General features: G+C 61.6%; 21 protein-coding genes and 1 pseudogene. 13 read left to right on the top strand and 9 right to left on the bottom strand.

Annotated features, from left to right (window positions below):
- The first annotated feature begins 14 nt into the window (after positions 1 to 14).
- The 4 genes from DOCECA_RS23385 to DOCECA_RS23400 all read left to right on the top strand — a co-directional run bounded on the left by DOCECA_RS23385 (position 15) and on the right by DOCECA_RS23400 (position 3,856).
- Positions 15 to 1,145: a uroporphyrinogen-III C-methyltransferase gene (locus DOCECA_RS23385; RefSeq protein WP_434651221.1), complete on the top strand. Its 1,131-nt coding sequence runs from the start codon at positions 15 to 17 to the stop codon at positions 1,143 to 1,145.
- Complete coding sequence (locus DOCECA_RS23390) at positions 1,142 to 2,389, top strand: heme biosynthesis protein HemY (protein WP_420765138.1); 1,248 nt, start codon at positions 1,142 to 1,144, stop codon at positions 2,387 to 2,389. The genes DOCECA_RS23385 and DOCECA_RS23390 overlap by 4 nt, the downstream gene beginning before the upstream one ends.
- Before the next feature lie 287 nt (positions 2,390 to 2,676).
- Positions 2,677 to 3,219 carry a disulfide bond formation protein B gene (locus DOCECA_RS23395; RefSeq protein ID WP_445571158.1) on the top strand — a complete coding sequence of 181 codons (543 nt, stop codon included), beginning with the start codon at positions 2,677 to 2,679 and terminating at the stop codon, positions 3,217 to 3,219.
- A 178-nt stretch (positions 3,220 to 3,397) separates the two neighbouring features.
- Positions 3,398 to 3,856: an Rsd/AlgQ family anti-sigma factor gene (locus DOCECA_RS23400; RefSeq protein ID WP_039590209.1), complete on the top strand. Its 459-nt coding sequence runs from the start codon at positions 3,398 to 3,400 to the stop codon at positions 3,854 to 3,856.
- A 57-nt stretch (positions 3,857 to 3,913) separates the two neighbouring features.
- Here the strand turns inward: DOCECA_RS23400 and DOCECA_RS23405 are convergent, their stop codons facing one another.
- On the bottom strand, positions 3,914 to 4,579 hold the full coding sequence (locus DOCECA_RS23405; RefSeq protein WP_420765136.1) for an FKBP-type peptidyl-prolyl cis-trans isomerase: 666 nt from the start codon (positions 4,577 to 4,579) through the stop codon (positions 3,914 to 3,916).
- Positions 4,580 to 4,772: 193 nt separating this feature from the next.
- Here DOCECA_RS23405 and DOCECA_RS23410 point away from each other — a divergent pair, with 193 nt between their 5' ends.
- Positions 4,773 to 5,945 carry an AlgP family protein gene (locus tag DOCECA_RS23410; protein ID WP_445571159.1) on the top strand — a complete coding sequence of 391 codons (1,173 nt, stop codon included), beginning with the start codon at positions 4,773 to 4,775 and terminating at the stop codon, positions 5,943 to 5,945.
- On the opposite strand, the gene DOCECA_RS23415 is transcribed toward DOCECA_RS23410, so the two are convergent.
- Positions 5,942 to 6,406, bottom strand: coding sequence for a TIGR02444 family protein (locus DOCECA_RS23415; protein WP_445571160.1), 465 nt, complete (start codon positions 6,404 to 6,406; stop codon positions 5,942 to 5,944). The two genes, DOCECA_RS23410 and DOCECA_RS23415, sit on opposite strands and share 4 nt — an antisense overlap.
- 50 nt (positions 6,407 to 6,456) lie before the next feature.
- Here DOCECA_RS23415 and DOCECA_RS23420 point away from each other — a divergent pair, with 50 nt between their 5' ends.
- The 3 genes from DOCECA_RS23420 to rhtB all read left to right on the top strand — a co-directional run bounded on the left by DOCECA_RS23420 (position 6,457) and on the right by rhtB (position 9,679).
- Entirely contained in the window at positions 6,457 to 8,367 is a 1,911-nt protein-coding gene (locus DOCECA_RS23420) for an ATP-binding cassette domain-containing protein (protein ID WP_434649701.1), read from the top strand.
- A complete protein-coding gene (locus tag DOCECA_RS23425) occupies positions 8,367 to 8,948 on the top strand; it encodes a mechanosensitive ion channel domain-containing protein (protein WP_420765132.1) in 582 nt (193 codons plus the stop codon). The genes DOCECA_RS23420 and DOCECA_RS23425 overlap by 1 nt, the downstream gene beginning before the upstream one ends.
- A gap of 98 nt (positions 8,949 to 9,046) precedes the next feature.
- Positions 9,047 to 9,679, top strand: coding sequence for a homoserine/homoserine lactone efflux protein (gene rhtB, locus DOCECA_RS23430; protein WP_420765131.1), 633 nt, complete (start codon positions 9,047 to 9,049; stop codon positions 9,677 to 9,679).
- 57 nt (positions 9,680 to 9,736) lie between these two features.
- On the opposite strand, the gene DOCECA_RS23435 is transcribed toward rhtB, so the two are convergent.
- From DOCECA_RS23435 to DOCECA_RS23450, 4 genes are all read right to left on the bottom strand, one after another.
- Entirely contained in the window at positions 9,737 to 10,480 is a 744-nt protein-coding gene (locus DOCECA_RS23435; RefSeq protein WP_445571161.1) for a penicillin-binding protein activator LpoB, read from the bottom strand.
- Between the two features lie 3 nt (positions 10,481 to 10,483).
- The gene (lpoB, locus tag DOCECA_RS23440; protein WP_030138155.1) at positions 10,484 to 11,071 is read right to left on the bottom strand and encodes a penicillin-binding protein activator LpoB; all 588 of its coding nucleotides are present in this window, start codon (positions 11,069 to 11,071) and stop codon (positions 10,484 to 10,486) included.
- Between the two features lie 93 nt (positions 11,072 to 11,164).
- Complete coding sequence (locus DOCECA_RS23445) at positions 11,165 to 11,536, bottom strand: DUF1425 domain-containing protein (RefSeq protein ID WP_420765129.1); 372 nt, start codon at positions 11,534 to 11,536, stop codon at positions 11,165 to 11,167.
- Positions 11,537 to 11,554: 18 nt separating this feature from the next.
- A complete protein-coding gene (locus DOCECA_RS23450; RefSeq protein ID WP_445571162.1) occupies positions 11,555 to 12,949 on the bottom strand; it encodes a COG3014 family protein in 1,395 nt (464 codons plus the stop codon).
- A 313-nt stretch (positions 12,950 to 13,262) separates the two neighbouring features.
- Between DOCECA_RS23450 and DOCECA_RS23455 the strand changes: the two are divergent.
- Positions 13,263 to 15,158: pseudogene (locus DOCECA_RS23455) on the top strand (FTR1 family protein); the annotation flags it as partial.
- Between the two features lie 116 nt (positions 15,159 to 15,274).
- Positions 15,275 to 15,730: a YaiI/YqxD family protein gene (locus tag DOCECA_RS23460; protein WP_420765126.1), complete on the top strand. Its 456-nt coding sequence runs from the start codon at positions 15,275 to 15,277 to the stop codon at positions 15,728 to 15,730.
- 35 nt (positions 15,731 to 15,765) lie between these two features.
- On the opposite strand, the gene elbB is transcribed toward DOCECA_RS23460, so the two are convergent.
- Entirely contained in the window at positions 15,766 to 16,434 is a 669-nt protein-coding gene (gene elbB / locus DOCECA_RS23465; protein ID WP_434561681.1) for an isoprenoid biosynthesis glyoxalase ElbB, read from the bottom strand.
- Positions 16,435 to 16,559: 125 nt separating this feature from the next.
- Here elbB and DOCECA_RS23470 point away from each other — a divergent pair, with 125 nt between their 5' ends.
- The gene (locus DOCECA_RS23470; RefSeq protein WP_445571163.1) at positions 16,560 to 17,792 is read left to right on the top strand and encodes a sterol desaturase family protein; all 1,233 of its coding nucleotides are present in this window, start codon (positions 16,560 to 16,562) and stop codon (positions 17,790 to 17,792) included.
- Here DOCECA_RS23470 and DOCECA_RS23475 read toward each other — a convergent pair.
- On the bottom strand, positions 17,776 to 18,396 hold the full coding sequence (locus DOCECA_RS23475) for a DedA family protein (protein WP_420765123.1): 621 nt from the start codon (positions 18,394 to 18,396) through the stop codon (positions 17,776 to 17,778). The two genes, DOCECA_RS23470 and DOCECA_RS23475, sit on opposite strands and share 17 nt — an antisense overlap.
- Positions 18,397 to 18,602: 206 nt before the next feature.
- Here DOCECA_RS23475 and hemB point away from each other — a divergent pair, with 206 nt between their 5' ends.
- Both hemB and ppk1 read left to right on the top strand, forming a co-directional pair.
- Positions 18,603 to 19,616, top strand: coding sequence for a porphobilinogen synthase (hemB, locus tag DOCECA_RS23480; RefSeq protein ID WP_420765122.1), 1,014 nt, complete (start codon positions 18,603 to 18,605; stop codon positions 19,614 to 19,616).
- Between the two features lie 17 nt (positions 19,617 to 19,633).
- A complete protein-coding gene (gene ppk1, locus DOCECA_RS23485; protein WP_434649709.1) occupies positions 19,634 to 21,850 on the top strand; it encodes a polyphosphate kinase 1 in 2,217 nt (738 codons plus the stop codon).
- A gap of 199 nt (positions 21,851 to 22,049) precedes the next feature.
- On the opposite strand, the gene ppx is transcribed toward ppk1, so the two are convergent.
- Complete coding sequence (ppx, locus tag DOCECA_RS23490) at positions 22,050 to 23,552, bottom strand: exopolyphosphatase (RefSeq protein WP_445571164.1); 1,503 nt, start codon at positions 23,550 to 23,552, stop codon at positions 22,050 to 22,052.
- Positions 23,553 to 23,648 lie beyond the last annotated feature (96 nt).

Here is a 23,648-nt window from a genome sequence, read left to right on the forward strand (position 1 = left end):
CAAAGGATGGATACGTGAGCGAAACAGCCTTGCCAAAAGATCAAGATCAGCCAGCGGTCGAAGCTCCGACTGACCCGTCGGTGCCGGTGGCGCCGCGTCGCGGTAACGGGCTTGCGATTGTCGCGTTATTGTTGGGCGCTGCCGGCGTGGCCGTGGGCGGATGGGGTATCTGGCAAGTGCGTCACCTGCAAGCCAATACCCAGCAGCAGGCCGCTCAGGTCCAGGCACTCAACGACCAGGCCCAGAACCTCAAGCTCAACGAGCAGCGGCTGAGCGAACGCCTGGAGCAGTTGCCTCCAGCTCAAGAGCTGGAAGAGCGGCGACGTCAGGTCGCCCAGTTGCAAGGCGACCAGCAGCGCCTGAACCAGCGCCTGGAAACCGTGCTTGGTTCCAGCCGCAAGGACTGGCGCCTGGCCGAAGCCGAGCACCTGTTGCGCCTGGCCAGCCTGCGACTTTCCGCCCTGCAAGACATCAACAGTGCCCAGGCCCTTGTGCAGGGTGCCGATGAGATCCTTCGCGAGCAAAACGATCCTGGGTCCTTCGCTGCCCGCGAACAGCTGGCCAAGACCCTCGCTGCGTTGCGCAGCACAGAGCAGCCGGATCGCACCGGCCTGTTCCTCCAGTTGGGCGCCCTGCGTGACCAGGTCTTGCAGTTGTCGGAAATCGCTCCCGAATACAAGGACCGCGGTGAATCCCTGCTGGGGCTGACCGCCGATGGCGACGGCGCCAGCCAGTGGTCGCAGTGGTGGGATCGTATTTCGCGCTACATCCGCATCGATTTCAATGCCGATGAAAATGTCCGTCCGCTCCTCGCCGGCCAGAGCCTGATGCAGGTGCGCCTGGCCTTGAGCCTGGCCCTGGAGCAGGCGCAATGGGCCGCCCTCAACGGCCAGGCGCCGGTGTACACCCAGGCACTGGCCGAAGCCCGTGACGTCCTCAAGAACAATTTCAACCAGGACAACCCGCAAAGCAAAATCATGCTGGAGCGAGTCGTTGAGCTGGGCAAGATGCCGGTGACGGTGGTCACGCCAGACATGACCGGCACGCTCAGCGCCGTCCAGGCCTATCTTGAACGCCGCAACGTGAACGCCGAAGAATCGGTCAAGCCGTTGCCCAAGGCAGGTGAGCAGGAGGCCACGCCATGAAGCGCCTCTACGTGATTCTGTTCGTGGTCATCGCCGTTGCCGCTGTGCTGGGCGTCGCGATTGCCGAGCATTCGGGTTACGTGTTGGTGGCGTACAAGAACTTCCGCTACGAGGCCGGGTTGTGGGTCACGCTGGCATTGATCGCGGTGCTTTGGTTGCTGTGGCGAGGTGTCACCGCGCTGATTGGGCTGGTGACCACCTCGACCGGCGTGGTCAACCCGTGGTCGCGGCGCAACCGCAGTCGTCGAATCCAGGTTGCAATCGAGCACGGACAGTTGGACCTGGCAGAGGGACGCTGGGCCAGCGCCCAACGGCACTTGCATCGTGCCGCCGAAGCCGAGCGGCAGCCGTTGCTGTATTACCTCGGCGCCGCTCGCGCTGCCAACGAGCAGGGCCTTTACGATCAGAGCGACAGCTTGCTGGAGCGCGCCTTGGAGCGTCAGCCCCAGGCGGAGCTGGCTATCGCGCTGACTCACGCCCAGTTGCAGATGGACCGTGGCGACACAGACGGTGCATTGACTACCCTGCAAGCCATGCACGAACGCTACCCCCATAACACCCAGGCCTTGCGTCAGCTGCAACGCTTGCACCAGCAGCGGGGGGATTGGCCGGCGGTGATCCGGTTGCTGCCCGAGTTGCGCAAGGACAAGGTCCTGCCTGCCGCCGAACTGGCAGAACTGGAGCGCCGGGCCTGGGGCGAAAACCTCACCCTGGCAGCCCACCGCGAGGCCGATGGCAGTGTTGGCCTGCAATCGCTTGATCGCGCGTGGCAGCAACTGACTTCCGCCCAGCGCCAGGAACCGGCACTGGTATTGGCCTACGCCGAGCAGCTCCGGCAACTGGGTGCCCAGGTAGAGGCGGAAGAGGTGCTGCGCGCTGCGCTCAAGCGCAACTACGACAGCCACCTGGCGCGCCTGTATGGCCTGGTTCGTGGCGCGGATTCGAGCCGGCAACTGCAGGTGGCTGAAGGCTGGCTCAAGGATCATCCGAATGATCCGAGCCTGCTCCTGACGCTCGGGCGCCTGTGCCTGCAGAACAGCCTGTGGGGCAAGGCAAGGGATTATCTGGAAAGCAGCCTGCGCATGCAGCGCAACCCCGAAGCTTGCGCCGAGTTGGCGCGGCTGCTGGCGCAGTTGGGGGATGCCGAGCGAAGCAACCAGCTGTTCCAGGAGGGGTTGGGGTTGCTGGATGAGCGCTTGCTTGCGGCGCCGCTGCCGGTTTCGCCTCAAGTCCTATCAACTTGAGGCGGGACGAAGACTCTTTGAGGTGGGTATGAACCGCAGGGAAGGGAGAGCACACTCTCTCGCCACGGCGTCGTGCCCATCCTGAGGCAAACGGTGGCGAATCCCGGCCCGGTTTTTTGGGGTCTGACCAAGCGCTCAGCGAAGTCCTACAGCACACTGAGCTGAATCCTCTTTGGCCTGTCGGGAATTCCCTACACCTCTGGTGAAGTGTCTGCGCGGGGCTGCCTTGAAAGGCCCAGGGGCTTTCCTCTACCGTTACAGCTTGTCTCTTCTGTTACGGATCCGCCATGTCTCTGGCCAGCTCACGCTTCTTGTTTCTCATGGCTTCCATCGCTGCTGCCCTGGCTATGGGCGTCGCCAGTTATCTGGAATACGCGGTTGGCCTGTTCCCTTGCAGCCTGTGTATCTTGCAGCGGCTGTGCCTGATGCTCTTGCTGGTGAATTGCCTCGTGGCGTGCGTGCATGGCCCAACCCGCAAGGGCTGCATCGCCTATGCAGCGATGGGGGCTGCCTTTGCATCGGCAGGGTTGGCGTTGGCTTGGCGCAATGTACTGGTGCAAAGCGAGTCAAATGAGCTGCTGCCTGACTGCGTGGCCCAATTGCCGGAAGTGGACTCGTGGTGGAGTGCCGCGCATCGCGTCGCCAATGGTGCCCCCGACTGTGCGAGTGTCACCTGGACGCTGTTCGACCTGAGCATCCCCGAATGGAGCCTGCTGTTCTTCCTCGCCGTTGCTGTCTCGATGACTTACCTGCTGTTGCGCCTGGTCTGGGATGCCCTGGTACGGCCGCTCGGCGGCGAGACGTCGCAGTTGGTCCGGGCGCTGGATTAAACACTTGTATGAACTTTCTCTCCTGCGTACCTTGAAGCAGTTGTCGCGCGGGCATAATCTGGCCCGCACGTATCATTGGAATCATGCCACTCGATCATGTTGTGTCTGGCTTGCTCCTGATCATTCAGGCGGGTGTTTCAGACGGCGAGGGGCGTGACTCAGAAGGGAAGAAATCACCATGCTCGAAAGTTGTCAGAATGCTCAGGAACGCTGGGGTGGGGTGCATCTGCTGATCGACCGTTGGTTGCAGGAGCGTCACGAACTGGTTCGAGCCTATGATGCTCTTGGCGACAAGCCTGAAGCACTGAGTGAAAGCCGCAAGCCCTTGCAAGAGTTCTGTGGTGTGCTGGTGGACTATGTGTCCGCGGGTCATTTCGAGATCTACGAGCAACTCACGGGCGAGGCCAAGGCCTTCAATGACAAGCGCGGCCTGGAACTGGCCGACACGATTTACCCGCGCATCGATGTCATCACCGAGAAGCTGCTGGCCTTCAACGACCTGTGCGATGAAGGCAAATGCGTGGCGGAAAAATTCAAGGAACTGGGCGGCTTGTTGCACGAGCGTTTCGAGCTGGAAGACTGCCTGATCGAAGTGCTGCACAACGCCCACAAGGAAGAAGCTGCGGTCCAGGCTTGAGAACATCTTCGGGACAGAAAACGGTGCGCATTGCGTGCCGTTTTTCTTTTCAGGGCGTCAAGTCGTCGCGCCCAGCAGTTCAATTTCAAATACCAGGGGCGTGAAAGGTGGAATAACGTCTCCGGCACCTTCGGCGCCATAGGCCAAGGCTGAAGGAATCACCAACCGCCACTTCGCGCCTACGGGCATCTGCGGTAATGCACTGCGCCAGCCATCGATCACGCTATCAAGATTGAACCACTGTGCCTGATGGTTGGAATCGAACACCGTGCCGTCCGGCAGACGACCGACATACAACACTTGGACCTTGCCGTGGGGGCCGGCTTTCGTGCCACTGCCTGGCTTGAGTTCGGTCAACAGGATGCCGTCCGGCAATTGCTGGACGCCTGGCCGGCCTTTTTCCTCGTTGAGAAACTTCTGCTCGGTCTTCAGCGCCACTTGGTCTTGCGGCGTCGCCGATTGCGCCGTCAACTGCGCCTGGTGTTCGGCCAGGATCCTTTCGATGCGTTCATCGTCCAACGCCAGCGGCTTGCCAAGATAGGCCTGTTGCAGGCCCTCGACCAAGGCTTGTATCTGCAGGTCGGGTACGTCTTGGCGCAGGCGTTCCCCCAGGCTCGCGCCAAGACTGTAGGCCAGCTCCCGGGCTTCGTTTGCGTTGGGTTTTTCTGTGGCTTGGGCCACTGGGAAAATCATGCAAAGAAGTAAAAAAAGATGACGCGACATGTGTACTTTCTCCGGCCTCGATTCGAGGGATTATGCCAGTGCCGCAAACAGTAAAAGTGAATTGCCCAGGCGCCGGCGCAGAAGATTTCTTGTGCTGTGCAACGCAACGCCTTGTGTAGTGTCAACATGCCCTAGCGGCGGTTGCAGCAGAGGTCTAGTATGAGCCGCACTCACGTCAGTCAGGAGGTAAACCATGTCGGCCACTAAGAAGCCTGTAAACACTCCGTTGCACTTGCTCCAACAACTGTCGGGCAGCTTGCTCGAGCATCTGGAAAATGCCTGCTCCCAAGCCCTGGCTGATGCTGAAAAACTACTCGCCAAGCTGGAAAAACAACGCGGCAAGGCGCAGGAAAAACTTCACAAGTCGCGCACCAAACTGCAAGACGCGGCAACCGCTGGCAAAGCCAAGGCACAAGCCAAGGCCAAGGATGCCGTGAAGGAACTCGAGAACCTGCTCGATGCCCTGAAGGATCGTCAATCCGAAACCCGCGCCTACATCCTGCAACTCAAGCGTGACGCCCAGGAAAGCCTGAAGCTGGCCCAAGGCGTGGGTCGCGTCCAGGAAGCCGCAGGCAAGGCGCTGACGCTTCGCGCGGCCAAGCCTGCCGCTGTATCGGCCAAGAAGCCAGCGGCTAAACCTGTCGCGGCAAAAACTCCAACAAAAGTGGCCGCCAAGCCAGTGACCAAGGTAGGGGCAAAGGCAGCCAGCAAGCCAGTGGCCAAACCTGCCGTGAAAAAACCGGTTGCTGCCAGCGCGGCGAAACCCGTTGCGAAAAAATCGGCCGCCAAAGCTGCCGCCAAGCCTGCCGTAAAAGCAGCCGCTGCCAAACCTGTCGCCGCTAAGCCTGCTGCCAAAGTGGCTGCCAAGCCCGCGGCGAAAACCGCTGCCGCCAAGCCTGCGGCAACGAAAGCCACCGCTGCCAAACCGGCTGTGAAAGCGGTCGCCAAACCCGCTGCGAAGCCGGCTGCCAAGCCAACTGCGACCAAGGCCACTGCTGCCAAACCTGCTGCTGCCAAACCTGCTGCGAAATCCGCGGCCAAGCCAGTCGCCGCCAAGGCGCCTGCCAAAGCTGCGGCTAAGCCTGCGGCTAAACCGGCTGCAGCCAAACCAGCGAGCGCCGCTGCCGCCAAGCCTGCCGCGACCAAGCCTGCCGCCAAACCTGCCGCCGCCAAGCCCGCTGCGAAGCCGGCCGTGAAAAAGCCAGCCGCCAAGCCAGCCGCTGCAAAACCGGCAACCGCTCCGGCTGCCAAACCTGCTGCGCCAGCTCCAACGGCGACCCCCGCGCCAACGGCTGGTACGCCAGCACCGGCACTGAACCCGAGTGTAGCCACCGCCCCAAGCCCCACTCCACCCCGCGCTTCCTAAGTGCCGGAAACCGCGACGCGCAGCTGATGCAGCGCGTCGTGGTTGGCTTGGCCGGCATTTGCCGCAAGCCTTTGCAGCCACTGCGCTGAATCCAAGGATTGTCCCGTTGGCCAGTCCTTGACCGTTGCCTCCAGCCGCTCAAGCAATAGCCGTTCGGCTTCCAGTTCCAGTTTCTTGACCTGTTCGCGCAAGCCACCCAGCCCTGGATCCTGAAGGGCAAGGTTTTTCCATTGGGTGCGTAACTTGCGCAACGGTTGCACGACGGTCGAGTCCCATGGTCCGGCCAGATGCTTAAGCTGCTGCAGCTTTTGCTCATCACAGCTCACGCCGCGTTGTTCCAACCACAGCCCACAGAGCAGCAGGCACACGTTCGCGCCACCTGTCTGTAGTGCCAGGCACGCGGATTCCACACCAGGCTTGGCGTAGAGGTTGATCGAAAAGCTCCACAGATCAGACGACATCGTGCTACTCGCGCCAGTTGCGGGCGAAGCTGGTAGACTCCGCCGCCATTATGATTCGACTTCAGAACCTGACTTTACAGCGTGGCCCGCAACGTCTGCTAGAAGACGCCGAGCTGACCCTGCACGCCGGCCACAAAGCCGGCCTCATCGGTGCCAACGGCGCCGGCAAATCGAGCCTGTTCGCCTTGTTGCGCGGCGAGTTGCACCCGGACTCCGGCAATTGCTTGCTGCCCGCCGATTGGCGCATCGCCCATATGCGTCAGGAGGTCGACACCCTCGAACGCCTGGCGGTGGATTATGTGCTCGATGGCGACCTGCGCCTGCGTCAGGTCCAGCGCGACCTCGCCGCAGCCGAAGCCGCCCATGACGGCGCCGCTCAAGCTCGCCTGCACGCGGAGCTCGACAGCGCCGACGGTTATACCGCCGACGCCCGGGCTCGTAAATTGCTCGCCGGGCTGGGCTTTACCAATGAACAGATGGACCGTCAGGTCGGTGATTTCTCCGGGGGTTGGCGGATGCGCCTGAACCTGGCGCAAGCCCTGATGTGCCCGTCGGACTTGCTGTTGCTCGACGAACCGACCAACCACTTGGACCTCGACGCCATCATCTGGCTCGAAGACTGGCTCAAGAGCTATCCGGGCACGTTGTTGCTGATTTCCCACGACCGGGATTTCCTCGACGCCGTGGTGGATCACGTAGCCCATGTCGATCAGCGCAAGCTCACCTTGTATCGCGGCGGCTACAGCGCCTTCGAGCGTGCCCGCGCCGAGCGCCTGGCCCAGCAACAGCAAGCCTATGAGAAACAGCAGGCGCAGCGCGCGCACATGGAAAGCTACATCGCTCGCTTCAAGGCCCAAGCCACCAAGGCTCGCCAGGCGCAGAGCCGGATCAAGGCCCTGGAGCGGATGGAAGAGCTGTCGGCGGCCCATGTCGATTCGCCATTCGATTTTGTTTTCCGCGAGTCGTCGAAGATCTCCAGCCCGTTGATTGACCTGTCGGATGCACGACTGGGCTATGGCGAAAAAACCGTGCTGGAGAAGGTCAAGTTGCAACTGACCCCCGGCGCGCGGATCGGTCTGTTGGGGCCTAACGGCGCCGGTAAATCGACCCTGATCAAAAACCTTTCCGGTGAGCTCCAGCCCCTGGCCGGGCGCCTGACGCGCGGTGAAAACACCGTGGTCGGCTACTTTGCCCAGCATCAGCTGGATTCCCTCGATGCCAAGGCCAGCCCGCTGCTGCACTTGCAGCGCCTGGCGCCAACCGAGCGTGAGCAGACACTCAGGGACTTCCTCGGTGGTTTCGATTTCCGCGGGGCGCGCATCGACGAGCCGGTTCTGAATTTCTCCGGCGGCGAAAAAGCCCGCCTGGCCCTGGCGTTGATCGCCTGGGGGCGGCCGAACCTGCTGTTGCTCGACGAACCGACCAACCACCTGGACCTGGAGATGCGCCTGGCCCTGACCATGGCCTTGCAGGAATTCAGCGGCGCGGTGCTGGTGGTTTCCCACGACCGGCACTTGCTCAAGAGCACCACGGACAACTTTTATCTGGTCGCGGACGGTAAAGTCGAAGAGTTCGACGGCGACCTTGAAGACTATGCGCGCTGGCTGGTGGATTATCGCCAGCGCAACGCACCGGTCAGCAGCGCGCAGGTCAACCCGGACAAAACCGACAAGAAAGCCCAACGCCAGGCCGCCGCGGCGTTGCGCCAGCAACTGGCGCCGCACAAGCGCGAAGCCGACAAGCTCGAAGGCGAGCTGGGCAAGCTGCATGAAAAGCTGCAAAAAATCGAAACCAGCCTCGGGGACAGTGGTCTCTACGAGGCGGCACGCAAGGACGAGCTGCGTGATCTGCTGGCCGAACAGGCCAAGCTGAAGGTTCGGGAAGCGGAACTTGAGGAGGCGTGGATGCAAGCCCTGGAGTTGCTGGAAAACCTGCAAGCGGAGCTGGAGGCGTTGTCCTGATGGAAGCGTTGTCCTTGCCCATACCGGTCCTGTGGATCGAGCCGATCTGGCTCGGTGTGCAAATCCTGCTGATCCTGTTGGTAGGTTATGTTGCCCAGCGGTTCGTGGCGCGCTTCCTCACGGGGCTCGGCGAGCGCTATCCATTGCCGACCCAGCTGATGATCATCCTGCGCGGCGTGCTGCGCTGGTTGATCATGGGCAGCGCAGTGCTGGTGGCGCTGGAGCGCCTCGGTGTCTCGGCCACGGTGCTCTGGACCGCGCTGTCGGGGTTCGTTGCCGTTGCGGCGGTCGCGTTCTTTGCCATCTGGAGCGTATTGTCGAATTTGCTGTGTGCCATCCTGATCTACACCGTCGGCCCGTTCCGCCTGGGCGATGTAGTCGAGCTGGTGGAAGCCACCGACAAGCCAGGCATCAAGGGGCGGGTGGTGGCGATCAATCTGCTCTACACCACATTGATCGAACCCGAGGAACTCGGCACCGGCAGTTCCATGGTTCAGGTGCCCAATAGCCTGTTTTTCCAACGGTCGGTGCGGCGCTGGCGCGGCAGCGAGGCGTTTCCGGTCGGCGGTTTCGTCGAATAACCCTGCACCTACCCTGGCGTCCCCTGAAAAAAAGAATGGCCACCGGCCCGGCGGCGCATTAGCTTAGTCGTTTCGATGGATCTGAGCCGAGGTGTGCAATGTTGCTGGAAACGTGGCTGGCGTTTTTCGCCGCTTGCTGGGTCATCAGTCTTTCGCCGGGCGCCGGTGCCATTGCATCGATGTCCAGTGGCTTGCAATACGGCTTCTGGCGCGGTTATTGGAACGCCTTGGGCCTGCAATTGGGCCTGGCGCTGCAAATCGCAATTGTCGCGGCAGGCGTGGGCGCGATCCTCACCGCGTCGGCAACCGCCTTCTATGCAATCAAGTGGTTCGGCGTGGCGTACCTGGTCTACCTGGGCGTCAAGCAGTGGCGGGCCGTCCCCGGCGACCTCAGCGACGACGCGGCGGTGCGCCCCATCGGCAAGCCCTTGGCGCTGGTGTTTCGCGGCTTTCTGGTCAACATCAGCAACCCCAAGGCCCTGGTGTTCATGCTCGCCGTGCTGCCACAGTTCATCGATCCCCATGCACCTTTGGTCAAGCAATACCTGATCCTTGGCGTGACGATGATTTGCGTCGATCTGATTGTCATGGCCGGGTACACCGGACTGGCGTCCAAGGTGTTGCGCCTGTTGCGTACCCCTAAGCAGCAACGGCGGATGAACCGGACCTTTGCCGGATTGTTCATTGGCGCGGCGGGTTTGCTGGCGACGATCCGCAAGGCTGCGGTGTAAACCAATGGGGTGAGGGGAGCCATCCCCTCACCCCAAAATCAGTTACCCGACTGAGGATCAGCGCAGGATCACTGGCGCCGTGTCCCTCGGCAGATTGTTGCGCTGCACAGGTTCGCCGGCTTGCTCCTGGATCGGGCCGCCGAGCTGTTCGCTCAACTGCCGTGCCACATCCTCCCCCAGCGCCTTGGACACTTCACGCACGACCCGCGGACGATTGAGGCTGATGCGCACGTCACGGTGGTTCAGTAGCTTGGTGTCCTGGCCTTCGCCCATGGCGGTGAAGGCCGAGGTGATTTCAAAGGTCTTGGTGTTGATCAGGCTGAAATCCGCCACCAACGTCAGGGCCAGCACCGCCGAGTAGCTGTCGGCAGTGCCAAGCTCATTGATGTCGCGGGTGAAGTCGATGTCTGACACAGTGCCGAACAGCACGTAGTCGGCCCCCTTGAAGTTCCCCGCCTTGATACGCTTGATAACGTCGTATACGTCGCCCTTGGACGACGCGGTATACGGCGTACCCTGCACCAGCTGGAACATGCCGCTGCGCAGCATCTCGCCCTTGATATCACCGGTGAACTTGCGCAGCTCACCCTGCTCGATGTAACTGCTGGTGGCCTCCATCTCGTCGTAGCTCGACGACGCGCTGGCGCTGTACGGGCTTGCCTGGAAGTTGCTTTGGGCCGAAACCGAGTGGATGTATTCCTCGACGCGTTCTTGGTACGCCAGATCCGTCACCGCGACTTTTGGGGCCGCTTGCGCAGTGAATGCGCAAGCCAGGGCCATCATTGCGATCCATGTGCGCATGGCTTAACGCTCCGTGGTCTTGCGGATTTCTTTTTCGTCCATCCACTCGGCCAGGCCGCTTTCGACGTCGATCAGTTGCAGGCTGAACTTGTAGAACACGTCCTTGTAATCTTCGCTGCGCTTGACGATCGAGCTGATGGAGCCCTCGATACGATATTTGGCGGCGATCATGTTGCCGGTCTTGGCCACGGTGCTCTTTTTGTACAGGCCGCTCTGGTTCTGCAACTTCAGCTGGTCGACCTGGCTGTCCATGGCGTTGTTGTCGCTGGCGAAGCGCGCCGCGCCAGTCTTCATGAGTTGGGTCTTGATGCTGGTAGTGATTTCCCGGGTATCGATGTACTCGCTGGTCTTGTTCTTCACGTCATAGACCTGGACCACTGGGCGACCCTGCAGCACGCCGGACTGGGCGAGGGAGCGGGTCATGGATTCGGCGATCATTTGCAGATCGGTGGAGCCGAATTCGTTGGTGACGGTTTCCACGGCCTTGGTGTCGCCATAGCTGATGTTCTTGTTGCCCAGGACCGGTGAGTTGTTCGCACAGCCGCTGACGAGCAGGGCGGCGAGGGCAAGGGAGGAAATGCGTAGGAACATAGGGGTTGCTCTCAAAAGCTGAATAAAGGGATCAGGCATCACTCGGGGGCTGGTGTGGGAGCGAGCAAGCTCGTTCCCACAGGTTTCAGCACCTCACGGGGTGTTGATTTCCAGTCGGAAATCCACCGCCTTGGGTGTCGGTGCGATGGCCGGCAGGAAGCGGGTCTGTTCGCCGTACAGCGTCAGGCTTTTCCAGCTTTCTTCCTCGGCGATGGGGAAGCCTTCCGGTCCCAGCCAGGCGAAGCGGTAATACATATTCTTGTTGTTGAAACTGGTGTTGCTCAGCTGCACATTGACGGTCATGTAGCCGTTTTCCCGAGCGACGCGCATGGCGCCCACTACGATGTTCTTGGTCTTGCCCATTGCCACGACCTTGCTGGCGGCGCTGCCCGGCTCCGGTGGCGGTGGGGTGGCGCAGCCGGCCAGCAAGGCCAGGGCGCCGACGGCGATCAGTTTTAAACGCATGTGAACAAGACTCCGTTCTTAAGGTTGCTTGAGAGCGATGGCGGTGGGATTGGCGCTCGGGATTACCTGGGCCGCCAGGCCGCCGGCGAACACCTGGTTGCCCACCGCCCGCAGGGTGATGACCTGGTAACGCTGATCGACCTTGACCTTCACCACCGAGCCGCCGACCACGCTTGGCAAGGTGACCTGGTGCTCGCCTTTTTTCAGGCGCAGGCGCACCACCTGGGTGTAATCCGGCAGGGTGCGCCAGGTCCGGGTGTCGGCCCCTTCAAGCACGGCCGAGGTAATGCCCACGGCCAGGCCGGCCAGGGGATTGGTTTCGTTGATCTGCTTTTGCGCCACGCCACGGCTCACCGCGCGTACGGTGGTACGCAGGATGATTCCCGGCATGTCATCGCGCAGGGCGCGGCGCGACATGGCCGTGGTGCTGTTGAGTGAGGTCAGGTCCAGTTGCCGGCCGTCGACGCCGATCTGGGCGAAGGTGGCGGTGGACGTGTCCGGCTTGATCAGCGGGAATGACAACGGCGTGATAACCACGTTGCCGCTGATGGGCAGGGGCAGCGGGATACGGATCGAATCCCGGGAGGGCGCCAGCCCGCTCTGCACCACGATCAGGATATCGCTGTCGTCGTCCTTGGCGGCGGGCTTGTCGAGATTGAGCAGCGCCTGCTCCAGCAGTGGGGTATTGGGGCGCAGTTCGGCGGCTTTACGGTAACCCGGCGCGGCCAGGTCTTTTTCGCCCAACGCCTCGTACACGAAGCCCGCCAGGTAATGGCTGAACGCGCTCTGGTAACTGTTTTTCAGGCTGACCACTTCCGGTGCGTCCAGGCTGGCAACCGGGTAACCCTTGAGGTCCTTGTATTCGGTCCGGACTCCTTGCTTTTCGGCGTCCTCTTCACGCTTGAGATATTCCTTGTCCCGCAGGTCGGCAATCACCGCTTCGCGCTCGTGGGTCTTTTTGATCTGCATCCGTGCGCCGTCGAAGTCATTCACCGCCAGCAGGTTCAAGGCCATCTGCGTGGTGAGCATGACCTTCTCATAGTCATAACCCTCGTAGCGCCGGACCTTGTCGTTGACCAGGAAGCTGCCGAACTGCGCCAGGTACTTGGCGGTGTCGAGCTTGACCGCGTCTTCCCATTGGCCAACCTGCTGGTCTGCGCTGCCCCAGGCCGCCTGGCTGCCGGAGAGGTCACCCTTGGCCCGCAGCAACTCGCCCTTCTCGAAGAAATACAGCAGGTCTTTATCTTGGCTGGAGTTGTTCTTCTCCAGCAGGGCCAGCGCCGCGTCGACATTGCCGGAGGCCAATTGCTGATTGGTCTGGGCCAATTCACTGTCGTAGTTGCGAAAGGCCGAGCAGCCGGACAGCAGAGTGATCGCGCAGAGGGCGACCGGAAAACAGGCACGGGATGCCATGAACACTTCTTCCCTGAATATCAGCCAGGTGTGCGGGTCGGGCTGGGGCGATCCACGAACGGGGCACGGGAGCGCCGTCGGTTCCTCATGGACAGAGGAGCTCTTATGCCTTCAACAAATAAGAGGGCGGCGCATTATAAACAGGAGGATTGACCGCGTAGTGGCTTTTTAATCGCCAAATGATGTTTTTGTGATGTCACTTCCAAACCATGAAGATCCGATGAAAATGTGCGTGGAAAACACATCGGTACTTGAGCCAAGCGCATTGGAAGTGAACAATATGTTACTTCTTATTTCCAACCGAGAGTCATTCATGCCTGCCCCGTTTCGTTTCCTGGCTTGGCTAGCGCTGCCGTTGTTGGCGCTGTGCAGCGCCGATCTGCTGGCCGATACCACTGAAGGCGCTCCCCAGGCCTTGCACCTGCTTGATTACATCGGGGCGGATTACCCAGCGACTGTCGAAGCGGGAAAAGTCATCGACGATTCGGAATACCGCGAGCGACTGGAGTTCACCCAAGTGTTGGAGGGGTTGATTGCTGCGCTGCCGGCCAAGCCGGAAAAGGCTGAGTTGACCCAAGGCATCGGCACGTTGCGCGGGGCTATCACCGAACGCCGGGACGGCGACGACGTCGCCCGCCTGGCTCGGCAGTTGGGGGCAAGGCTGGCGGTGGCGTACGAAGTCAGCCAAGCGCCGATCATTACCCCGGATCCGGCGCGCGGTGCGCCGTTGTACGCGCAGAATTGCTCGGTTTGCCATGGTGACACCGGTGCTGGCGATGGTCCGGCCGGCGTCGGCCTGGAGCCGCCACCGGCGAACCTGCGTGATGGCCAGCGCCTGGATCGCCTGAGCCTCTACGCGATCTACAACACCCTGGGCATGGGCGTCGAGGGCACGGACATGCCAGCTTTCGCCGACCAGCTCGACGACCGCCAGCGCTGGGACCTGGCAACTTACATTGCCAGCTTCAGCGCCGACCCGGCCGCGACAAAAAGCGAGCTGACCTACAACCTGGCCGATCTGGCCCGCCAGACTCCGGCCGAAATCCTGGCTGCCCAAGGGCCCGCGGCAGCAGCGACGTTTCGCGCCCAACGTGCCCAGCCGCCGCAAGTGCAGCGCGGCCCGGCGCAGTTGCTCGACTACACCGCCACGACGTTGGACAAAAGCATCGCGGCGTATCGCGCCGGTGATCATGACCAGGCCTACGACCTTTCGGTCGCGGCTTACCTGGAAGGCTTCGAGCTGGTGGAGAGTTCGCTCGATAACGTCGACGCCAATGTGCGCAAGGACACCGAAAAGGCGTTGATGGCTTTCCGTCAGTCTTTACAGGATGGCTTGCCAGTGGACCAGGCCCAACAACGCCTGGACGCGGCGAAGGCCAAGTTGAAGGAATCCGCCGGCCTGTTGGGTGGCGATGGCTTGAGCTGGTCGTTGAGCTACATCTCTGGCCTGCTGATCCTGTTGCGCGAGGGGTTGGAAGCGATCCTGGTGCTCGCGGCTATCCTGGCATTCTTGCGCAACACCGGCCAGCAGTCGGCGGTTCGCAGCGTCAACATCGGCTGGGGGCTGGCATTGCTCGCCGGCCTGGCGACGTGGGGGCTGGCCGCCTATGTGATCGACGTCAGCGGCGCCCAGCGTGAGTTGCTCGAAGGCGCCACCGCGTTGTTCGCCAGCGTGATGGTGTTGTGGCTGGGTGTCTGGATGCATGACCGGCGTCACGCCGCGGCCTGGCAGGATTACATCAAAAGCAGCCTGGTGGGCGGCGGTGGCCGTTTCGGATTCGCGATCCTGGCGTTTTTCTCGGTCTATCGCGAATTGTTCGAAGTGATCCTGTTCTACGAGACCCTGTGGCTGCAGGCCGGTCCCGCCGGTCATGACGCCGTATTGGCTGGCGGCGCGACGGCGCTGGTGTTGCTGGTCGGGTTGGCCTGGGTGATCTTGCGGGGCTCTGCGAAACTGCCCCTGGCGCTGTTCTTCAGCATCAACGCCGCGTTGCTTTGTGCGCTGTCGGTGGTGTTCGCTGGCCATGGCGTGAAGGCGCTGCAGGAAGCCGGGATATTCGGCACGCGGCCGGTGGCATTCTTCGAGTTCGACTGGCTGGGCATTCATGCCGATGCTTATTCGCTGACCGCCCAGGTGGTGGCGATCCTGGCGATCGTCGTACTGTACGGGCGCAGTTGGGTGGCGGAGAAGCGTCGGGTCCAGGTTTCCTTAACGGCCGCATTCGCTGCGCTCATAATCGCGAGCAAGCTCGCTCCCACAGGATGTAGGCTGTCTCTGTGGGAGCGAGCTTGCTCGCGATGCTTTTTAGATAGAGGAAACCACTTATGCGCGTATGGATCGACGCTGACGCCTGCCCCAAGGCCGCGAAGGAACTGGTGGTCAAGTTCGCCTTGAAGCGCCAGTTCGAAGTGGTGCTGGTCGCTGGGCAGCCGCAAATAAAGCCGGGCCTGGCCCTGGTCAAGCTGATCGTAGTGCCAAGCGGTCCTGATGCGGCGGATGACTACCTGGTGGAGCACGCCGTCCCGGGTGAGTTGGTCATCTGCAGCGACGTGCCGCTGGCGGACCGCCTGGTCAAGAAGGGCGTCGCCGCCCTCGATCCGAGGGGCAAGGAATTCGACGCGCAGAACATGGGCGATCGACTGGCGGTGCGCAACCTGTTTACCGACTTGCGTGAGCAGGGCCATGTGGGCGGCGGCCCGGCGGCGTACAGCGAGCGGGACAAGCAGGGTTTCGCCAATGCGCTGGATCGGATATTGACGCGGTTGGCTCGCTTGTCCTGATGCTGGCCCCCTCCCACAGGAAAGAGGAAATGGGGTCAGGCGTCATTCTCGTGGGTCAATTCCAACACCCGGTCCACCAGCTTGTTGATCCCCGAAGCCGCCTCGCTGATGTTCTTCGCCAGCATATAGGCGGGTGTGCTGACGAGTTTGCGCGCAGTGTCCTCGACGATATCGGTGACCAGGCATTCTTCATGGGTGCCGCCCATCTTGGTCACGGCAGCGGCGGTATCGGCATCCGTGCCGATGGTGCACGTCACGCCGGGGCCGTAGATCTTCGCCGCCAGGGCCGGTGAGATGCACATCAGCCCCACGGGTTTCCCCGCTTCGGCGAAAGCCTCGGTGAGCGCCAGGACGTCCGGCTGCACGACGCAACCGGCCCCTTCGACAGCGAAGTTGGACAGGTTTTTCGCCGAGCCGAAACCACCGGGCACGATCAGCGCGTCAAAGTCCTCGGCCTTGGCTTCGCGCAGGTCTTTCACATCGCCTCGGGCGATGCGCGCCGACTCCACCAGCACGTTGCGGCTTTCGGGCATTTCCTCGCCAGTCAGATGGTTGATGACATGCAGCTGGGCAATGTTGGGGGCGAAGCATTGGACCTGTGCGCCACGCTGGTCGAGACGCAGCAAGGTAATCACGCTTTCGTGAATCTCCGCGCCGTCGTACACGCCACAGCCGGAAAGGATCACTGCAACTTTTTTGCTCATGGGCTTTTTCTCCAGATTCATGGCGTTAAATGTCTACTAATTTGTCACTCGTTGCCATAGGGGTCTCGGGCAGCTACACCTAATCTGCCGACTATCTTCCTTGCCTTGCCTGCCCGGGTCGCATCATGAATTTCATTCTGTATGCCGTGCCGTTTTTCTTCGTGTTGATCGCCGTCGAGTTGCTCGCCGATCGTTGGCGCGGCGTGAGCCATTATCGGCTGGCGGACGCCATCAACAGCCTGAGTACCGGCGTGCTGTCGACCACAACCGGGCTGCTGACCAAAGGTGCCGGCTTGGTCACCTATGCCTTTGCACTGGAGCACCTGGCAATCTTCCAACTGCCGGCTGATCAGGCCTGGACCTGGGTGGCTGCCTTCGTCTTCTATGATTTCTGCTACTACTGGCTGCACCGCATGGGCCATGAGCGCAATATCCTCTGGGCCGCTCATTCGGTGCATCACCAGAGCGAGGATTACAACCTCTCCACCGCCTTGCGCCAGACCAGCACAGGCTTTCTGCTGAGCTGGATTTTCTATCTGCCGCTGGCGATCCTGGGCGTGCCGCTGGTGGTGTTCGTCAGTGTCGCGGCGCTGAACCTGCTGTATCAGTTCTGGGTCCACACCCAACACATTCCAAAGCTCGGCTGGCTGGAATGGTGCTTCGTCACGCCGTCCAATCATCGTGCCCACCATGCGCAGAACCCTCTCTACATGGATCGCAACTACGGCGGCGTGTTCATTATTTGGGACCGTCTGTTTGGCACCTTCCAGGAAGAGGACGAGGATGAGCCGGTGGTGTTTGGCGTGACTACGCCGCTGGCGAGCTGGAATCCGTTGTGGGCGAACGTGCAGTTCTATGGGCAGCTCTGGGCTGATGCCCGGCGGGCCGAGCGCTGGTGGGACAAGCTGCGGATCTGGTTCATGCCCACCGGTTGGCGCCCGGCCGATGTGGCCGCCAGATACCCGCTGAACAAGCCTGACCTGTCCCAATTCCGCAAATTCGAAGTGCCGCTGGACGCACGCCAGCGGTGGTATGTGGCGCTGCAGTTCTGTATCTACATCGCCTTGGGCAGCTATCTGATGAACCTTGAAAACAGCCTGCCGGTTGCCGCCCTGGTATTGGGCTGGGGGGCGATTGCGTTGGGGCTGTTTGCCTTGGGCGTGGCCCTTGAGAATCGCCCTTGGGCGCTGAAGCTGGAGTTGCTGCGGCTGGCGACGAACCTGCCGCTGGTAGGGTTGGCGCCGGTGGCAGGGTTGTGGCCAGCGAGCCCGGTGGCTTGGGTGGGGTTGTTGACCTACAGCCTGGTCAGTGGCATCGGGCTTTACTGCTGTCGCAACCGACTCACTCGCCTGGCGTAGATTCGCTGGCCCTGGCTTGTTCCTGTCGCTCGGTCTCGAGATTTTTCCTGGCCAGCCGGGCATTTTTGATGCGACGGCGCAGCCACAGGCCCAAGCCCAGCAACAGCAGGGCGCCGAGTACCCACAGTTCGTATTTCTTGATACTGCCCAGCATGCCTTCGAGCACCGCGCCAAAGTGATACGCGGCGGCAGCCAGTGCCGTGGCCCAGATCGCCGCACCGATACCGTTGAGCAACAGATAGCGGCCCGGTGGATAGCCTGACAAGCCAATCGCCACTGGCATCACGGTGCGCAGGCCATAGACGAAGCGGAAGCTCAGGACCCAGATGTCCGGATGCCGGCGGATGTGCTCCAGCGCCCGATCACCCATCAACTGCCAACGCGGTTTGCGCGCCAGCAGCTTGCGACCGTGCTTGCGCCCCAGGAAATACCACAGCTGGTCACCGGCGTAGCTGCCGCAAAACGCCACGACGACCACCAGGTTGATGTCCATGTAGCCACGGAACGCCAGGAAACCTGCGAGCACGAGGATGGTTTCACCTTCGAAGAACGTGCCGATGAACAAGGCCAGGTAGCCGAAGTCGTGGAGAAATTGTTGGAGCATTGTCTGGGTGCTGGCGAAATGAACGCGCAGCCTAACCCTTCAGGCACATTCAGGAAAGTATCGAAATGTGTCTCGACGTGAACATTTCCTACAGAAGACAATGACTGCGACTACCGGTCACGCTTTAGCACAACTGTCATGTGTTCGTCATAATGTCCGCTTATAACTGTCACGCTCGCCCGTTTTTGCGGGCTCAGGAGTCTGCCGTGAGCTTTACCCCCGCCAACCGTCTGTTTCCCGCCACTCGCCTGCGTCGCAATCGCCGGGATGAGTTCTCTCGTCGGCTCGTGCGCGAAAACGTGCTGACCACCGACGACCTGATCCTGCCGGTGTTCGTGCTGGACGGCGAGAATCGCCGTGAGGCGGTGGCCTCGATGCCAGGCGTGGAGCGCCTGACTATCGACCTGTTGCTGGAAGCGGCGGCCGAGTGGGTCGAGCTGGGTATCCCGGCGTTGGCACTGTTTCCTGTCACGCCGCCGGGCCTGAAATCCCTGGATGCCGCCGAAGCGTGGAACCCCGAGGGCATCGCACAGCGCGCGACCCGTGCCCTGCGCGCACGTTTCCCGGAGCTGGGGGTGATTACCGACGTGGCGCTGGACCCGTTCACCACCCACGGGCAGGACGGCATTCTCGACGAAGAAGGCTATGTGCAGAACGACATCACCGTCGATGCGCTGGTCAGGCAGGCGCTGTCCCACGCCGAGGCCGGTGCCCAGGTGGTGGCGCCGTCGGACATGATGGACGGCCGGATCCAGGCAATTCGCGAAGCCTTGGAAGTGGCCGGGCATGTCAATGTGCGCATCATGGCCTACTCGGCCAAGTACGCCAGCGCCTATTACGGCCCGTTCCGCGACGCGGTCGGCTCGGCCCTGAACCTGGGCAAGGCCAACAAGGCCTCCTATCAGATGGACCCGGCCAATGCCCACGAAGCCCTGCACGAAGTGGCTGCCGACTTGTCAGAAGGGGCAGACATGGTCATGGTCAAGCCTGGGATGCCTTACCTCGACATTCTCTGTCGGGTAAAGGATGAATTCAAAGTGCCGACCTTTGTTTATCAGGTCAGCGGCGAGTATGCGATGCACATGGCGGCGATCCAGAACGGCTGGCTGAGCGAAGGGGTGATTCTCGAATCCCTGACCGCTTTCAAGCGCGCGGGTGCTGATGGCATCCTGACGTACTTTGCCGTGCGCGCCGCCCAATTGTTACGAGAGCAGAAATAGCCTCCCAGGAACTTACGATGAATACCGAAGGACTCACAGAAGTTGCCGTAAAAGACGCTCAGCCCGTGGTCGAGCCAGTCGCCGAAACGCCACCGGAGCTGGAACCGGCCCCCGCTGCGGCGCCCGAGCCGGCCCCAGCGCCGGCGATTGCGGTGCCCAACCTGGATGACAGCAGTCTGTACATCCATCGTGAGCTGTCGCAACTGCAATTCAACATCCGCGTCCTTGAACAGGCGCTGGATGAGTCCTACCCACTGCTGGAGCGGCTGAAATTCCTGCTGATCTTCTCCAGCAACCTGGACGAGTTCTTCGAGATTCGCGTCGCCGGGCTGAAAAAGCAGATCACCTTCGCCCGCGAGCAGGCCGGTGCCGACGGCCTGCAACCGCACCAGGCCCTGGCACGCATCAGCGAACTGGTGCACGGTCATGTCGATCGCCAGTACGCGATCCTCAACGACATCCTGTTGCCGGAGCTGGAAAAGCACCAGGTGCGCTTCATCCGTCGCCGCTACTGGACCACCAAGCTCAAGACCTGGGTACGCCGTTACTTCCGTGACGAAATCGCTCCGATCATCACCCCGATCGGCCTCGACCCGACTCACCCGTTCCCATTGCTGGTGAACAAGAGCCTGAACTTCATCGTCGAGCTGGAAGGCATCGACGCCTTTGGCCGTGATTCCGGCCTGGCGATCATCCCGGCGCCACGCCTGCTGCCGCGGATCATCCGCGTCCCGGAAGACGTCGGCGGCCCGGGCGACAACTATGTGTTCCTGTCGTCGATGATCCACGCCCACGCCGATGACCTGTTCCAGGGCATGAAGGTGAAGGGCTGCTACCAATTCCGCCTGACCCGCAACGCCGACCTGTCGGTGGACACCGAGGATGTAGAAGACCTGGCCCGCGCCCTGCGCGGCGAGTTGTTCTCCCGTCGCTATGGCGATGCGGTGCGCCTGGAAGTGGCCGATACCTGTCCGAAACACCTGTCCGACTACCTGCTCAAGCAGTTCAACCTGCATGAGACCGAGCTGTACCAGGTCAATGGTCCGGTGAACCTGACGCGGCTGTTCAGCATCACCGGCCTGGACAGCCATCCGGAGCTGCAATATTCGCCGTTTACACCGCAGATCCCGAAACTGCTGCAAAACAGCGAAAACATTTTCAGTGTCGTCAGCAAGCAGGACATCCTGCTGTTGCACCCCTTCGAGTCGTTCACCCCGGTGGTCGACTTGCTGCGCCAGGCCGCCAAGGATCCACATGTCCTGGCGGTGCGCCAGACGCTGTACCGCAGTGGCGCCAACTCCGAGATCGTCGATGCCCTGGTGGACGCGGCGCGAAACGGCAAGGAGGTCACGGCGGTGATCGAATTGCGCGCGCGCTTCGATGAAGAGTCCAACCTGCAACTGGCCAGCCGTCTGCAAGCGGCCGGTGCGGTGGTGATTTACGGCGTGGTGGGCTTCAAGACCCACGCCAAGATGATGCTCATCCTGCGGCGCGAGGCTGGCGAGATCGTGCGCTACGCTCACTTGGGCACCGGCAACTACCACGCGGCCAACGCCCGCCTGTACACCGACTACAGCTTGCTGACGTCCGACGACGCCTTGTGTGAAGACGTCGGCAAGTTGTTCAGCCAGTTGATCGGCATGGGCAAGACGTTGCGGATGAAGAAGCTGCTGCATGCACCGTTCACCCTCAAGAAGGGCATGCTCGACATGATCGCCCGGGAAACCCAGTTCGCCCTGGACGGCAAGCCTGCGCACATCATCGCCAAGTTCAACTCGTTGACCGATCCGAAAGTCATCCGTGCGTTGTACAAGGCCAGCCAGTCGGGCGTGCGCATCGACCTGGTGGTGCGTGGCATGTGCTGCCTGCGCCCGGGTATCCCGGGGGTGTCCCATAACATCCACGTGCGCTCGATCATCGGGCGTTTCCTGGAGCACACGCGGGTGTTCTATTTCCTCAATGGTGGCGAAGAGCAGATGTTTCTTTCCAGTGCCGACTGGATGGAGCGCAACCTCGACAAGCGCGTCGAGACCTGCTTCCCGGTGGAGGGCAAGAAGCTGATCCTGCGGGTCAAGAAAGAGCTGGAGAGTTACCTCACCGACAACACTCACAGCTGGAGCTTGCAGTCGGACGGTCGCTACATCCGCAACACACCGACCGGCAACCAGAACCCGCGCAGCGCCCAGGCGACTTTGCTGGAGCGCTTGAGCAGCCCGGTGTTGGCGGTTAGTTAAGGTCTGCGGCGAGGGACGGCTCCCCCTGTGGCGAGGGAGCTTGCTGTGGCGAGGGGATTTATCCCCGTTGGGCTGCGCAGCAGCCCTAAAGCCTGCAGCGCGGTTTGTCAGATCCACTGAGCCCGGATTTACAGGGGCTGCTTTGCAGCCCAGCGGGGATAAATCCCCTCGCCACAAGAGATTTGTGTTGTTGCTGGACTCAGTGAATGTTCAGCAAAATCCCCACCCGCGTCAGCCATTCGGCTTCCTGGGCAAAGTCCGCCTGGGTCAGTTGGTTCTCGTCCAGCCAGCCTTCGGGGAATATCACATCCAACTGATCGCCGTCGGCGTGCAGGGTAACCTGGGGCATTTGCTGGGTGCCACGGATGTGGTGGAACAGGATCGCGAAGCGCAACAGCACGCACAGGCGAATCAGCTTGATGCCGTCACCGCCAAATTCGGCAAATTTGTCCTTGGGAATATTGCGTCGATGACCACGTACCAATAGCGCCAGCATTTGCTGGTCTTCGCGTGAGAAACCCGCCAGGTCCGAGTGCTCGATCAGGTAGGCGCCGTGCTTGTGGTAATGGTAGTGGGCGATGTCCAGGCCCACTTCATGCACCTTGGCGGCCCAACCCAGCAGTTCGCGCCAAACGCCGTTGTTCAGGTCCCAATCGTCGGCCACCTGGTCGAAGGCATGCAGCGCCTTGCGCTCGACCCGCGCCGCCTGCTCCTGGTCGACGTGATAACGCTCCATGAGCGAGCCCAGGGTGCGTTCGCGCACGTCTTCGTGATGATGCCGCCCGAGCAAGTCGTAGAGCACGCCCTCACGCAGGGCGCCTTCGCAATGGTCCATGCGCTGCAATTCGAGCGCATCGAAGATCGCCTCGAGGATCGCCAGTCCCGCCGGGAAAATCGCCCGGCGATCAGGCTTGATGCCCTCGAAGTCGATCTTGTCCGAATCGCCGAGCTTGAACACCTTGCGCTTGAGCCAGGCCAGGCCCTCGGCGTTGACTTCACCGGTGCCGTGGCCGCCAGCCTTGAGTGCCAGGCCGATGGCGCGGATGGTCCCCGAGGAGCCGATGGCTTCGTCCCAGGTCAACCGGTGCAAGGCATGTTCGATGCTCATGATTTCCAGGCGAGCTGCGGTGTACGCCTGGGCATAGCGGGCCGGGGTGATCTTGCCGTCGCGGAAATAACGCTGGGTGTAGCTGACGCAACCCATCTGGAGGCTTTCGCGCAACAGCGGTTCGAAGCGCTGGCCGATGATGAACTCGGTGCTGCCACCGCCAATGTCCGCCACCAGGCGTTTGCCGGGGGTGTCAGCCAGGGTGTGGGAAACGCCGAGGTAGATCAGGCGGGCCTCTTCACGGCCGGAAATGACTTCCACCGGATGGCCGAGGATCGCTTCGGCGCGATGGATGAACTCGCCACGGTTGCGCGCCTCGCGCAGGGCGTTGGTGCCCACGATCCGCACCGCGCCCAAGGGCATGCCGTTGATCAACTGGGCGAATCGCTTGAGGCAATCGAGCCCGCGTTGGATGGACTCCTCGCTCAACCTGCGTTCTTCGTCGATCCCGGCGGCCAGCTGAACCTTTTCACCGAGCCGCTCAAGAATGCGGATTTCCCCGTTCTGGGCCTTCGCGACGACCATATGGAAGCTGTTGGAGCCCAGGTCGATAGCGGCGATCAGGGACAGATTCTTGGCTTGGGATGGCGGCATGGTCAGAGAGTCTCGGTCGATAACCTTGCCATCCTGCCACGATCGACCGCCTACGCCAACGCACCTGATCCAAACCCTTGATCCAGAGCCGTTCAC

It is taken from the genome of Pseudomonas sp. E102 (assembly GCF_052660185.1).

What these genes read in the sequence shown, in the direction of transcription:
- DOCECA_RS23390 (WP_420765138.1), top strand. Translation starts at nt 1,142, where the DNA reads ATGAAGCGCCTCTACGTGATTCTGTTCGTGGTCATCGCCGTTGCCGCT.
- DOCECA_RS23395 (WP_445571158.1), top strand. Translation starts at nt 2,677, where the DNA reads ATGTCTCTGGCCAGCTCACGCTTCTTGTTTCTCATGGCTTCCATCGCT.
- DOCECA_RS23400 (WP_039590209.1), top strand. Translation starts at nt 3,398, where the DNA reads ATGCTCGAAAGTTGTCAGAATGCTCAGGAACGCTGGGGTGGGGTGCAT.
- DOCECA_RS23405 (WP_420765136.1), bottom strand. Translation starts at nt 4,579, where the DNA reads ATGTCGCGTCATCTTTTTTTACTTCTTTGCATGATTTTCCCAGTGGCC.
- DOCECA_RS23410 (WP_445571159.1), top strand. Translation starts at nt 4,773, where the DNA reads ATGTCGGCCACTAAGAAGCCTGTAAACACTCCGTTGCACTTGCTCCAA.
- DOCECA_RS23415 (WP_445571160.1), bottom strand. Translation starts at nt 6,406, where the DNA reads ATGTCGTCTGATCTGTGGAGCTTTTCGATCAACCTCTACGCCAAGCCT.
- DOCECA_RS23420 (WP_434649701.1), top strand. Translation starts at nt 6,457, where the DNA reads ATGATTCGACTTCAGAACCTGACTTTACAGCGTGGCCCGCAACGTCTG.
- DOCECA_RS23425 (WP_420765132.1), top strand. Translation starts at nt 8,367, where the DNA reads ATGGAAGCGTTGTCCTTGCCCATACCGGTCCTGTGGATCGAGCCGATC.
- rhtB (WP_420765131.1), top strand. Translation starts at nt 9,047, where the DNA reads ATGTTGCTGGAAACGTGGCTGGCGTTTTTCGCCGCTTGCTGGGTCATC.
- DOCECA_RS23435 (WP_445571161.1), bottom strand. Translation starts at nt 10,480, where the DNA reads ATGCGCACATGGATCGCAATGATGGCCCTGGCTTGCGCATTCACTGCG.
- lpoB (WP_030138155.1), bottom strand. Translation starts at nt 11,071, where the DNA reads ATGTTCCTACGCATTTCCTCCCTTGCCCTCGCCGCCCTGCTCGTCAGC.
- DOCECA_RS23445 (WP_420765129.1), bottom strand. Translation starts at nt 11,536, where the DNA reads ATGCGTTTAAAACTGATCGCCGTCGGCGCCCTGGCCTTGCTGGCCGGC.
- DOCECA_RS23450 (WP_445571162.1), bottom strand. Translation starts at nt 12,949, where the DNA reads ATGGCATCCCGTGCCTGTTTTCCGGTCGCCCTCTGCGCGATCACTCTG.
- DOCECA_RS23460 (WP_420765126.1), top strand. Translation starts at nt 15,275, where the DNA reads ATGCGCGTATGGATCGACGCTGACGCCTGCCCCAAGGCCGCGAAGGAA.
- elbB (WP_434561681.1), bottom strand. Translation starts at nt 16,434, where the DNA reads ATGAGCAAAAAAGTTGCAGTGATCCTTTCCGGCTGTGGCGTGTACGAC.
- DOCECA_RS23470 (WP_445571163.1), top strand. Translation starts at nt 16,560, where the DNA reads ATGAATTTCATTCTGTATGCCGTGCCGTTTTTCTTCGTGTTGATCGCC.
- DOCECA_RS23475 (WP_420765123.1), bottom strand. Translation starts at nt 18,396, where the DNA reads ATGCTCCAACAATTTCTCCACGACTTCGGCTACCTGGCCTTGTTCATC.
- ppk1 (WP_434649709.1), top strand. Translation starts at nt 19,634, where the DNA reads ATGAATACCGAAGGACTCACAGAAGTTGCCGTAAAAGACGCTCAGCCC.
- ppx (WP_445571164.1), bottom strand. Translation starts at nt 23,552, where the DNA reads ATGCCGCCATCCCAAGCCAAGAATCTGTCCCTGATCGCCGCTATCGAC.